Raw genomic sequence first — 12215 nt, forward strand, 5'->3', positions numbered from 1 at the left:
TCCTGCTGTCGTGAGAAACTAACCCGGTGACTTCAACAACAGTGCCCGTGATCTTTGACCTGGACGGCACTCTTGTCGACCCGGCCGGTGGAATTACTGAGGGGATTGCGTCGGCCCTCCGGGAGCTGGGGCTCCCCGTTCCCGGCCAGGACCTGCTTGACTCCATGATCGGCCCCAAGCTGAGCGATTCACTGCTCAACGTGGCAAAGGTGCCGGCGGACCGCCTGGAAGAGGTGGTCCGCCGCTACCGCGAATACTACGTCGCCACGGGAATTGCCCAGAGCCGGCTGTACCCGGGCATCCGCGAAATCCTCGAATCGTTCGCAGAGGATGGACGCCCCGTGGCCGTTGCCACCCAAAAGCCGCAGCGGCTTGCCCACAAGGTCCTGGCGCACCACGGCATCGACGGATTCTTCCACGGCATCCACGGCTCCGCCGACGACGAAGCAAGGGTGGAAGGCGTTCCGCTTGGCAAGACGCAGATCATCGCCGCCGCCCTGCGGGACCTGGACACGCAGCACGCCATCATGGTGGGGGACCGCGCCCAGGACGTTTCCGGTGCAATCGCCAACGGACTGGACTGCATCGGGGTGGTCTGGGGCTTCGCTCCGGACGGTGAGCTGGAGGAAGCCGGCTCCGTGGCAGTCGTTAATACAGGCGAGGAACTCGTTTCGGTCATCGAGCGGCTCCAGGCAGTCCACACCGCGGCCATGAGCGGGGTGAGCAACGATGGAAATGTTTGATGCCGTCCGCTGGACAACCCGCAACCTGATCGCCGGCACCTGCCGGCCCACCGTCGTCGGACTCGAAAACGTCCCTTCCGACGGTCCCTTCATCGTGGCCCCCAACCATCTGTCCTTTTTCGACAGCGTGATCGTCCAGGCGCTGATGCCGCGGCCCGTCGCTTTCTTCGCCAAGGCCGAATACTTCACCACCGGCGGCGTCAAGGGCAAGGTCATGAAGGCGTTCTTCGAATCCGTGGGCTCCATCCCGGTGGAGCGCGGCGAACAGGCCGCCAGCGTGCAGGCCCTCAAGACCCTGCTGGACATCCTGGAGGCTGGCCGGGGCATTGGCATCTACCCGGAAGGCACGCGCTCCCGCGACGGCATCCTTTACCGGGGGCGTACCGGTGTCGGCTGGCTGGCACTCACCACCGGGGCCCCCGTCATTCCCGTGGGCCTGATCGGGACCGAGAAGCTGCAGCGGGCCGGAGAAAAAGGGGTCAGGCCGCAGCACTTCACCATGAAGGTGGGGGAGCCGCTGTACTTCGACAAGACGGGTCCGGACCACTCCCTGCCCGCCCGCCGTGAGGTCACGGACCGGATTATGGACGCCATCGCCGAGCTCAGCGGCCAGGAACGCTCTGCCAGCTACAACCAGAGCAAGTCCGCGGAGTAACCGGCTGGCAAGGAGACCCGGCGCGACTCAGTAGACTTGATAGGTGGCAAATCCAGCAAGTTACCGCCCCAAAACCGGTGAAATCCCCACCAACCCGGGCGTCTACCGGTTCCGCGATCCGCACGGCCGGGTCATTTATGTAGGCAAAGCCAAGAGCCTCCGGTCCCGGCTGAACTCCTATTTCGCCAACCCGGCCGGGCTGCTGCCCAAGACCTATGCGATGGTCCATGCGGCCAGCAGCGTCGAGTGGACGGTGGTGGGCAGCGAGCTGGAGTCGCTGCAGCTGGAATACACCTGGATCAAGGAATTCAAGCCCCGGTTCAATGTGGTGTTCAGGGATGACAAGACCTATCCCTACCTTGCCGTGACGATGGGCGAAAAGTACCCGCGGGTCCAGGTGATGCGCGGTGACAAGCGGAAGGGGACCCGCTACTTCGGCCCCTACACAGCCGGGGCCATCCGGGAAACCATGGACACCCTGCTCCGCGTCTTCCCTGTCCGGAGCTGCAGCGCCGGCGTCTTCAAGCGGGCCGAGGCCAGCGGGCGGCCGTGCCTGCTGGGATACATCGACAAGTGCTCAGCACCCTGCGTGGGCCGGATCTCGCCACAGGACCACCGGGCACTGGCCGACGATTTCTGCGCCTTCATGGGTGGCGAGGCCACAAGGTTCATCAACAAGCTTGAGAAGCAAATGGGCGACGCCGTGGCGAAGCTCGACTATGAGCACGCCGCCAGGCTCCGGGACGACATCACCGCGCTGCGCAAGGTCTTCGAGCGGAACGCGGTGGTCCTGTCCGAGGACACCGACGCCGACGTCTTCGCCCTGCACGAGGACGAACTCGAAGCTGCCGTCCAGGTGTTCCACGTCCGCGGCGGCAGGATCCGGGGCCAGCGCGGCTGGGTGGTGGAGAAGGTGGAAGACTTCAGCACGCCTGACTTGGTTGAGCACCTGCTCCAGCAGGTTTACGGCGAGGACGGCGATACCCACGGCCGGCTGCCCCGTGAAGTCCTGGTGCCCGTGGCGCCCAGCAACATGGAGGACCTGGCGAAGTGGCTGGCCGGCATCCGCGGCGCCAAGGTGGACATCCGGGTGCCCCAGCGGGGGGACAAGGCAGCGCTGATGTCCACCGTGCGCGAGAACGCCGAGCACGCGCTGAGGCTTCACAAGACCCGCCGTGCGGGGGACATCACCGTGCGGTCCCAGGCCCTCCAGGAGCTGCAGGAAGCCCTGGACCTGCCCGTGCCGCTGCTGCGGATCGAGTGCTTCGACGTCTCCCACGTGCAGGGCACCAACGTGGTGGCCTCCATGGTGGTGGTGGAGGACGGATTGCCCAAGAAGTCCGACTACCGGAAGTTCTCCATCACGGGTCCCGCAGCGTCCGATGACACCGCGGCCATGCATGACGTCCTCACCCGCCGGTTCCGGCACTACCTGCAGGACAAGTCCGCGCAAGTGGATGAGTCCGTCCTTACAGCGGACGGGTTGGCAGCGGACGGCCTGGCAGTGCCTGGCCAGGATGAGGCCGGCCAGGCGGCCGCAACCGAAGCTGCCGCCCTGGACACCACCACCCCGGCGCCCAAGGCGAAATTCGCGTACCCGCCCAACCTGGTGGTGGTGGACGGCGGCCAGCCACAGGTCAACGCCGCGGCCCGCGCCCTGAAGGACCTGGGCATCGATGATGTGTACGTGGTGGGGCTGGCCAAGCGCCTTGAGGAAGTGTGGCTCCCGGACAGCGACTTCCCGGTCATCCTGCCCCGCACCTCCCAGGGGCTGTACCTGCTGCAGCGGATCCGAGACGAGGCGCACCGCTTCGCCATCACGTTCCACCGCCAGAAGCGCGGCAAGGCCATGACCGTTTCGGCGCTGGACGCCGTTCCGGGCCTGGGTGCCTCCAAGCGCAAGGCCTTGCTGGCGCACTTCGGCTCGGTGAAGGGCGTCAAGGCTGCCACCGCGGAAGAGCTCGCGGAGGCAAAAGGCATAGGCCCGGCACTGGCCAGTGCCATCGTGAACCACTTCGCTGCGGATGGGCCCGAAGCAGTCACAGTGCCGGCGATCAACATGACCACCGGCGAAATCATTGAATCTTAGCTAGGGTAAAGGACGGGGCAGCGCCATCGCTGCTGCCCACGGGGACAACGAGGAAACGGGGCAGGCTTCATGGCAGACACGACGGCGGAATCCGGGGCCGGGCACGACGGGATGGAACCCGTCAAACCGGTCGAAGCGGAGCTGCTGGTGGTCACCGGAATGTCCGGCGCCGGCCGAAGCACGGCCGCCGACGCCCTGGAGGACCACGGCTGGTACGTCGTGGAGAACCTGCCGCCGCAGATGCTGGGCACGCTCGCGGAACTGGTCTCGCACGCACCGCAGTCCATTCCCCGGCTGGCAGTGGTTATCGACGTCCGCAGCAAAGGCCTTTTTGCCGACATCCGTTCTGCCCTGCACGCACTCGCCGCCAGCGGGGTCACTTTCCGGGTCCTGTTCCTCGACGCCAGCGACAACGTCCTGGTCCGGCGGTTTGAACAGGGGCGCCGTCCGCACCCGCTGCAGGGCGGCGGGCGCATCCTCGACGGTATTGCCGCCGAACGTGAGCTGCTGCAGGAACTCCGCGACAGCTCCGACGTCGTCCTGGATACCTCCAACTACAACGTCCACGGCCTGGCCACCGCCATCACGGAGCTGTTCAGCGAAACCGGTCCCGTTGCCCTGCGGCTCAACGTGATGAGTTTCGGCTTCAAGTACGGCCTGCCGGTGGATGCCAACTACGTGGCCGATGTCCGGTTCATCCCCAACCCGCACTGGGTGCCCCAGCTCCGTCCGCAGACCGGCCTGGACAAGGACGTCAGCGACTATGTGCTGGAAGCCGAAGGCGTCAAGAACTTCGTGGACCGCTACGTCCTGGCCCTGGAGCCCGTCCTGGAGGGGTACCGCAGGGAAAACAAGCACTACGCCACCATCGCGGTCGGCTGCACCGGCGGCAAGCACCGCTCGGTGGCCGTGGCCGTCGAGCTCTCCAAGAAACTCGCACAGTACCCGCGGGTCACGGTGACCACCGCGCACCGGGATCTGGGCCGCGAGTAATGGCCCTGTTCACCGGAGCCCTGCCCCTGGTGCCGCCGGCCGCTGGTAAGGGCTCGGGACAGCAGGACAAGGGTCCCAACGTGGTGGCCTTGGGCGGCGGCCACGGCCTGGCAGCCTCGCTGTCGGCGCTGCGGCTGCTCACCTCCGAACTCACCGCGGTGGTCACGGTAGCGGACGACGGCGGCTCGTCCGGGCGTCTGCGCGAGGAGTACGGCGTCCTTCCGCCGGGGGACCTTCGGATGGCACTGTCCGCGCTCTGCGACGACACCGACTGGGGACGGACCTGGCGCGATGTCATGCAGCACCGCTTCCGCGCCGGGAAAGGCCCGGGCGGCTCCCTTGACGAACATGCCATGGGCAACCTGCTGATCGTGACACTGTGGGAACTGCTGGGTGACGCCGTCGCAGGGCTCAAGTGGGCCGGTGCCTTGCTCGGCGCCCGGGGGCAGGTCCTGCCCATGTCCACCGTCCCGCTCACCATCGAAGGCGACGTGCGCGTGACCGCGCCGGATGGTGCCATCAGCCTGCAGACCATCCACGGCCAGGCGCGCTGCGCCGTGGCCGGCTCGCTGGAGGAAGTCCGGCTCCTGCCCAAGGCAGCCCCGGCCTGCACGGACGCCCTGACAGCCATCGAACTGGCGGACTGGGTGGTCCTGGGCCCGGGCTCCTGGTACACATCGGTCCTGCCGCACCTGCTCCTGCCGGAGATGCGGCAGGCGCTGTGCAGTACCCCGGCCAAGCGCTGCCTGACCATGAACCTCGCCATGGATACCAAGGAAACCACTGGCATGACGGCGGCGGACCATCTGCACGTCCTTCGGCGCTACGCTCCGGAGTTCAGCGTGGACGTGGTCCTGGCCGATCCCGCGTCGGTGCCGGACCGGCAGGATTTCGAGAAGGCTGCCGGCATGCTCGGGGCGGAAGTTGTCTTGGGTAAAGTAGGGGCGTCGGGACGCCGCCCCGTCCACGAGCCGCTCAGGCTGGCCACGGCGTACCAGGACATTTTCGGGAACAGTTAGGAAGGTGCCATGGCACTGACAGCATCAGTCAAGGAAGAACTGTCCCGTCTGGACATCAAGAAGTCATCAGTGCGCAAGGCTGAAGTCTCCGCAATGCTCCGGTTCGCCGGGGGACTGCACATCATCTCCGGCAGGATCGTCATCGAAGCGGAAGTGGACCTGGCGTCCACTGCCCGCAGGCTCCGTGCCGCCATCGCCGAGGTCTACGGCCACCAGAGCGAAATCATCGTGGTCTCCGCCGGTGGACTGCGGCGCGCCAGCCGCTATGTGGTGCGCGTCGTCCGTGACGGCGAGGCACTGGCCCGCCAGACCGGCCTCCTGGACGGGCGCGGCCGGCCCGTGCGCGGGCTGCCATCCGCCGTCGTCAATGGTTCAGCGGCTGACGCCGAGGCCGTATGGCGCGGCGCGTTCCTGGCCCACGGTTCGCTGACCGAACCGGGCCGCTCGTCGTCGCTGGAGGTCACCTGCCCTGGGCCGGAATCCGCCCTTGCCCTGGTGGGCGCCGCCCGCCGGCTGGACATCCAGGCCAAAGCACGGGAGGTCAGGGGAGTGGACCGCGTGGTCATCCGCGACGGGGACACCATCGCCGCACTCCTGACGCGCATGGGAGCCCACGATGCGCTGATGGTGTGGGAGGAACGCCGCATGCGCAAGGAAGTCAGGGCCACCGCCAACCGGCTGGCCAACTTCGATGACGCCAACCTGCGGCGCTCCGCCCAGGCCGCCGTGGCCGCCGGCGCACGCGTGGAGCGGGCGCTGGAGATCCTGGGCGACGACGTTCCGGACCACCTGAAGTACGCCGGCGAACTGCGGGTGGCGCACAAGCAGGCAAGCCTTGACGAGCTGGGCCGGCTGGCCGACCCCGTCATGACCAAGGACGCCATCGCCGGACGGATCCGCCGCCTGCTGGCCATGGCGGACAAGCGGGCGCATGACCTGGGCGTTCCCGGAACGGATGCCAATGTGACGCCTGAAATGCTGGACGAGTAGGCGCCCCATAGAATCAAAAAGAATTCCGGGCACCAGCTGCCCGGATGCACAATCCGAGCGTTACCAAACCGGACCTTGGGGTCCACGATATTGGAGGATTTTGTGACCGAGTACGTATTGCCGGAACTCAGCTACGACTACGCCGCCCTTGAACCGCACATCTCCGCGCGGATCATGGAGCTGCACCACAGCAAGCACCACGCCACCTACGTGGCAGGCGCCAACAACGCCCTGGCCCAGCTGGCCGAGGCACGTGAAAAGGGCGACTTCGCCAACATCAACCGGCTCTCCAAGGACTTGGCGTTCCACACCGGCGGACACATCAACCACTCAGTGTTCTGGAAGAACCTGTCCCCGGACGGCGGCGACAAGCCCGAAGGTGAGCTGGCTGCCGCAATCGATGACGCGTTCGGCTCCTTCGACGCCTTCCGCGCCCAGTTCTCCGCCGCAGCCCTTGGCCTGCAGGGATCGGGCTGGGGCTTCCTGGCCTACGAGCCCATCGGCGGAAACCTGGTCATCGAGCAGCTCTACGACCAGCAGGGCAACACCGCCCTGGGAACCATCCCGCTGCTGATGCTGGACATGTGGGAGCACGCCTTCTACCTGGACTACGTGAATGTAAAGGCCGACTACGTCAAGGCGTTCTGGAACATCGTGAACTGGGCAGATGTTGCCCAGCGCTTCGAGGCAGCACGCGCCAACGCAACGGGACTCATCACCCTCCCGTAGTGACGGGCGCTATACATCGATGTAACAAACTTCACATTCTGACTTAAACCGGCCGGGATGTGGACCGTCCGCCCCCGCACTTGCGGGGGCGGACCCAGTTAAACGTAAGATAGGTCACGGAAGGCGGTTAGCCTTCAGCAATGAGGCTGGTCGCCCTCCGTGTAAATCATCTCTGCCCAATGGCGTGCGGGATCTGTTAGTTGGCTTCAACGCCCGCTCAACTAGTAGTGCTTCTCAAAGCACCAAGGAGACTGTAAAAGTGACGACCCGTATTGGAATCAACGGCTTTGGCCGTATTGGCCGCAACTACTTCCGCGCAGCGCTTGCCCAAGGCGCGGACCTGGAGATCGTTGCAGTCAACGACCTCACCAGCCCCGAAGCCCTGGCGCACCTGTTCAAGTACGACTCGGTCGGCGGCCGCCTGAAGGAAACCATCGAGGTCAAGGATGGCAACATCGTCGTCAACGGCAACGTGGTCAAGGTCCTGGCCGAGCGCGATCCCGCCAACCTCCCCTGGGGCGAACTGGGCGTGGACATCGTTATTGAATCCACCGGTTTCTTCACCAAGGCTGCAGACGCGCAGAAGCACATCGCCGCCGGCGCCAAGAAGGTCCTCATCTCCGCTCCGGCCTCGGACGAGGACATCACCATCGTGATGGGTGTCAACCACAACCTCTACGACAACGCCAAGCACAACATCATTTCCAACGCCTCCTGCACCACCAACTGCCTCGGCCCGCTGGCCAAGGTGGTCAACGACGAATTCGGCATCGAGCGTGGCCTGATGACCACCGTGCATGCCTATACCGCCGACCAGAACCTCCAGGACGGCCCCCACAAGGACCTGCGCCGGGCCCGCGCTGCGGCCATCAACATGGTTCCCACCTCCACCGGTGCCGCCAAGGCCATCGGCCTGGTGCTGCCGGAGCTCAAGGGCAAGCTGGACGGGTACGCCATCCGCGTCCCCGTGCCCACTGGCTCTGCCACCGACCTCACCGTCACCGTGTCCCGCGAGACCACCGTTGAGGAAGTCAACGCAGCCCTCAAGCGCGCTGCGGAGTCCGAAGAGCTCCAGGGCTTCCTGACCTACACGGACGAGCCCATCGTCTCCTCCGACATCGTGGGCGACCCCGCCTCCTCGATCTTCGACTCCGGCCTGACCAAGGTGATTGGCAACCAGGTCAAGGTTGTTTCCTGGTATGACAACGAGTGGGGCTACTCCAACCGCCTCGTCGACCTCACGGAGCTCGTGGCATCCAAGCTGGGCTAGGGTTAGACACATGACATCTCACACCCTCAACGAACTGATCGCTGAAGGTGTCCGCGGGCGGTACATTCTGGTTCGAAGTGACCTGAATGTGCCGCTCGACGGCTCTACAGTCACTGACGACGGCCGCATCAAGGCCTCACTTCCAGTGCTGGCAAAGCTCACGGACGCCGGTGCCCGCGTGCTGGTAACAGCCCACCTTGGACGCCCCAAGGGCGCTCCGGAGGACAAGTACTCCCTGCGGCCTGCAGTGGACCGGCTCGCCGAACTGGCCGGCTTCAAGGTGACCCTTGCGGCCGACACCGTCGGTGATGCCGCCAAGACTGCCGCGGCATCCCTGCAGGACGGCGAAGCCCTGGTCCTCGAAAACGTCCGCTTCGACGCCCGCGAAACCAGCAAGGACGACGCCGAACGCGGCGCCTTCGCCGATGAACTGGTGGCCCTGACCGGCAGCAACGGCGCTTACGTGGACGATGCCTTCGGCGCCGTCCACCGCAAGCACGCAAGTGTCTACGACGTCGCCACGCGGCTGCCGTCCTACCAGGGCGACCTGGTGCACACAGAGGTGGAAGTCCTCCGGAAGCTCACCACCGACACCCAGCGCCCTTACGTGGTGGTGCTCGGCGGTTCCAAGGTCTCGGACAAGCTCGCGGTCATCGCCAACCTGATTGGCAAGGCTGACACCATCCTGGTGGGCGGCGGCATGCTGTTCACGTTCCTGGCAGGGCAGGGCCACAAGGTCGCCTCGAGCCTGCTCGAGCAGGACCAGATCCCGGTGGTCCAGGACTACCTGAAGCGGGCCGCGGACGCAGGAACCGAATTCGTGGTTCCCACGGACGTCGTCGTGGCGGAGAAGTTTGCCGCCGATGCCGCGCACGAAACGGTCGCGGCCGACGCCATTGAAGGCAGCAGCTTCGGTGCCCAGGGCATCGGCCTGGACATCGGACCCGATACCGCTGCCGCCTTTGCCGACCGGATCAAGGGCGCACGCACTGTCTTCTGGAACGGCCCCATGGGTGTCTTCGAGTTCGAGGCATTCTCGGCAGGCACGCGCGCCATTGCCCAGGCCCTCACCGAAACCGACGGCTTCACCGTGGTGGGCGGCGGCGATTCCGCTGCAGCGGTACGTACCCTGGGGTTCGCCGACGACCAGTTCGGCCACATCTCCACGGGCGGCGGTGCCAGCCTGGAATACCTCGAAGGCAAGGAACTCCCGGGCCTCAGCGTCCTGGACCGGTAGTACGGGCCTCGCAGTCCTCCGGCCGGCAGGTTGCCCGCGGCAGCCTGCCGGCCGCACACATATCAAGAACCTTTTGGAGAATACGTGACTACGTCAACGAACGGCGCTTTCGACCGCAAGCCCTTCATCGCGGGCAACTGGAAAATGAACATGGACCACGTGCAGGGCATCACCCTTCTGCAGAAGCTGGCATGGACCCTCTCCGACGCCAAGCACGACTACAGCCGCGTTGAGGTGGCCGTCTTCCCGCCGTTCACCGACCTCCGCGGCGTGCAGACCCTGGTCCAGGGCGATGACCTGCAGATCGCCTACGGCGCCCAGGACCTCTCGCAGTTCGATTCCGGAGCCTATACGGGTGACATCTCGGGCCAGTTCCTGAGCAAGCTCGGCTGCAAGTACGTCCTGGTGGGCCACAGCGAACGCCGCACTATCCACAACGAATCCGACGACGTCGTGAACGCCAAGGTCAAGGCCGCGTTCAAGCACGGCATCATCCCCGTACTCTGCGTCGGCGAGGGCCTGGAGATCCGCCAGGCCGGAACCCATGTTGAAAACACGCTGCAGCAGCTCCGGGCCGGAGTGGCCGGGCTGACCAACGAACAGGCCGCCGAACTGGTGGTTGCCTATGAGCCGGTCTGGGCCATCGGCACGGGCGAGGTGGCAGGCCCGGAAGACGCGCAGGAGATGTGTGCCGCCATCCGGGCAGAACTCGAAAGCCTCTTTGGCGCCGACGTGGCCGCAAAGACCCGCCTGTTGTACGGCGGCTCCGTCAAGGCCAACAACGCTGCTGCCATCCTGCAGGAGCGCGACGTGGACGGCCTCCTGGTGGGCGGCGCCAGCCTTGACCCGGCGGAGTTTGCTAATATTGTCAGGTTCGAGAGCCACCTGGTCGCGGACTAGCCCGCAACCGGCACACACTCCCGCAATTCCAACTTCTGAAAGGCCGTCGTGGACGTTCTTCATGTCATTCTGCAGATCCTCCTGGGCATCACCAGCCTCCTTCTGACGCTGCTGATCCTCCTGCACAAGGGACGCGGCGGCGGCTTGTCCGATATGTTCGGCGGCGGCATGAGCTCAGGCCTCAGCTCTTCAGGCGTGGCAGAACGTAACCTCAACCGCTTCACCATCATCCTGGGTGTCACCTGGGGCTTGGTGATTATCGCACTCGGCCTGATCATGCGGTTCAGCGGCGGGGACTCCTGAGCTCTGCAACTGAATAGAGGCCTGCGGCACTCCCGCCGCCCGGCCCTGACATCTAAACTGTGGCTGTCGGTTACCGGCAGCCACAGTTTTGTATTAAGCTGCGGGTGCCGGCGTCCCCTTCGAAGCAGGAGTTCCCATGGTCCATCCAGCATCAGGCTTCCGCGGCACCCGGGCCGGGGTGACAGCAGGCTCAGGGTCCAGCCTTCAATCCAATGACACGTCCTCGCGCGCCTTGCCCCGGATCAGGGTGTCGTACTGGTGCGCCAAGGGCCACGAGACGCAGCCCGTGTTCCTGAAGATGCCGGAGGACCAGATTCCCCGCACGTGGGACTGCCGGCGCTGTGGCGGCCCTGCTACCCGCGACGGGCACGTGGCGGCTCCGGACGATCTGTTCGACGACGGCTACAAGAGCCACCTGGAATACGTTAAAGAACGGCGCTCCGGCCAGGACGCCGAAGACGTCCTGGCCGGAGCGCTGGAAAAGCTACGCGCCCGCGGCGTCCTTTCGGACGAGCTGCTGCGGGACACGTGAGGCTGCGTTTTCGTCAATCAACCACAGGGTACGGGACGTACCGCGGGGGCCTGAGGCAGGCACCTGCACCGGGTTGGCCCCAGCCAAGGCAAGCCCCACTGCTCCGGCCTTGTCCTCGCCGGCCACCACCATCCACACCTCGGAAGCCGTGTTGATGGCGGGAAGGGTCAGGGAGATCCGCAGCGGCGGCGGCTTGGGGGAGTTCCGGACACCCACCACCGTGCGGTCCTTTTCCCGTATCCCGGCCTGCTCCGGGAAGAGCGATGCAATGTGGGCGTCGGGTCCAACACCGAGCAATACCACGTCCAGCCGGGGGAGCGATGACGGTTCCTCTGGCCGGTCGTCGGACATGTCGGCCGCATGCTCGGCTGCTGCCGCTTCCCTCAGTTGCCGGGCGTAATCATCCGCGGCCTCCTCGGGAGTGCCGAAATCGTCAGACGAACCAGGGGAGTGGACACGTTCCGGGTCCACCTGAATATGCGAGAGCAACGCATCAAATGCCTGTTTCGTGTTGCGGTCCGGATCGGCGGAAGCAACAAAGCGTTCGTCACCCCACCAGAAGTTCACCTTGGACCAGTCGACGGCGGGTGCCGCCGGTGAGTCCGCGACGGCCTTCAGTGTGCCGATCCCCACGGTTCCCCCGGTGAGCACCACGGTGGCTTCGCCGTACTTGTCCTGCACATCGACAAGCTTCGTGATCAGGCGTGCCGCGATCGCAGCCATGAGGACGGACGAATCAGGATGGATGCTTACTC

General features: G+C 65.6%; 13 protein-coding genes. 12 read left to right on the top strand and 1 reads right to left on the bottom strand.

All coding sequences use genetic code 11. From position 1 onward, the window contains the following. Positions 1 to 26: 26 nt before the first annotated feature. From LFT46_RS09835 to LFT46_RS09890, 12 genes are all read left to right on the top strand, one after another. On the top strand, positions 27 to 743 hold the full coding sequence (locus LFT46_RS09835) for an HAD hydrolase-like protein (protein WP_236802606.1): 717 nt from the start codon (positions 27 to 29) through the stop codon (positions 741 to 743). Then, a complete protein-coding gene (locus tag LFT46_RS09840) occupies positions 730 to 1398 on the top strand; it encodes a lysophospholipid acyltransferase family protein (protein WP_236802608.1) in 669 nt (222 codons plus the stop codon). The genes LFT46_RS09835 and LFT46_RS09840 overlap by 14 nt, the downstream gene beginning before the upstream one ends. Positions 1399 to 1441: 43 nt before the next feature. Continuing rightward, positions 1442 to 3487: an excinuclease ABC subunit UvrC gene (uvrC, locus tag LFT46_RS09845; protein ID WP_236821936.1), complete on the top strand. Its 2046-nt coding sequence runs from the start codon at positions 1442 to 1444 to the stop codon at positions 3485 to 3487. A gap of 69 nt (positions 3488 to 3556) precedes the next feature. Continuing rightward, the gene (gene rapZ / locus LFT46_RS09850) at positions 3557 to 4480 is read left to right on the top strand and encodes an RNase adapter RapZ (protein ID WP_142133918.1); all 924 of its coding nucleotides are present in this window, start codon (positions 3557 to 3559) and stop codon (positions 4478 to 4480) included. Then, positions 4480 to 5499, top strand: a complete 1020-nt coding sequence (locus tag LFT46_RS09855; protein WP_236821937.1) for a gluconeogenesis factor YvcK family protein — start codon at positions 4480 to 4482, stop codon at positions 5497 to 5499. The genes rapZ and LFT46_RS09855 overlap by 1 nt, the downstream gene beginning before the upstream one ends. Positions 5500 to 5508: 9 nt before the next feature. Beyond that, positions 5509 to 6489, top strand: coding sequence for a DNA-binding protein WhiA (gene whiA, locus LFT46_RS09860; protein ID WP_236821938.1), 981 nt, complete (start codon positions 5509 to 5511; stop codon positions 6487 to 6489). Between the two features lie 102 nt (positions 6490 to 6591). Next, positions 6592 to 7218, top strand: a complete 627-nt coding sequence (locus LFT46_RS09865) for a superoxide dismutase (RefSeq protein WP_236802614.1) — start codon at positions 6592 to 6594, stop codon at positions 7216 to 7218. A 259-nt stretch (positions 7219 to 7477) separates the two neighbouring features. Then, complete coding sequence (gene gap, locus LFT46_RS09870) at positions 7478 to 8488, top strand: type I glyceraldehyde-3-phosphate dehydrogenase (RefSeq protein WP_142133914.1); 1011 nt, start codon at positions 7478 to 7480, stop codon at positions 8486 to 8488. A 10-nt stretch (positions 8489 to 8498) separates the two neighbouring features. Further along, positions 8499 to 9725 (top strand): phosphoglycerate kinase, encoded by a 1227-nt coding sequence (locus LFT46_RS09875; RefSeq protein ID WP_236821939.1) that lies wholly within the window; start codon positions 8499 to 8501, stop codon positions 9723 to 9725. 84 nt (positions 9726 to 9809) lie between these two features. After that, positions 9810 to 10625, top strand: a complete 816-nt coding sequence (tpiA, locus tag LFT46_RS09880; RefSeq protein ID WP_236821940.1) for a triose-phosphate isomerase — start codon at positions 9810 to 9812, stop codon at positions 10623 to 10625. Positions 10626 to 10673: 48 nt separating this feature from the next. Continuing rightward, positions 10674 to 10928 (top strand): preprotein translocase subunit SecG, encoded by a 255-nt coding sequence (secG, locus tag LFT46_RS09885; protein ID WP_236802620.1) that lies wholly within the window; start codon positions 10674 to 10676, stop codon positions 10926 to 10928. A gap of 136 nt (positions 10929 to 11064) precedes the next feature. Next, entirely contained in the window at positions 11065 to 11460 is a 396-nt protein-coding gene (locus tag LFT46_RS09890) for an RNA polymerase-binding protein RbpA (protein WP_236821941.1), read from the top strand. Here LFT46_RS09890 and pgl read toward each other — a convergent pair. Then, positions 11413 to 12183: a 6-phosphogluconolactonase gene (gene pgl / locus LFT46_RS09895; protein WP_236822023.1), complete on the bottom strand. Its 771-nt coding sequence runs from the start codon at positions 12181 to 12183 to the stop codon at positions 11413 to 11415. The genes LFT46_RS09890 and pgl overlap by 48 nt on opposite strands. Positions 12184 to 12215 lie beyond the last annotated feature (32 nt).

This window comes from Arthrobacter sp. FW306-07-I, assembly GCF_021800405.1.
In the GTDB taxonomy this organism is placed as follows: domain Bacteria; phylum Actinomycetota; class Actinomycetes; order Actinomycetales; family Micrococcaceae; genus Arthrobacter.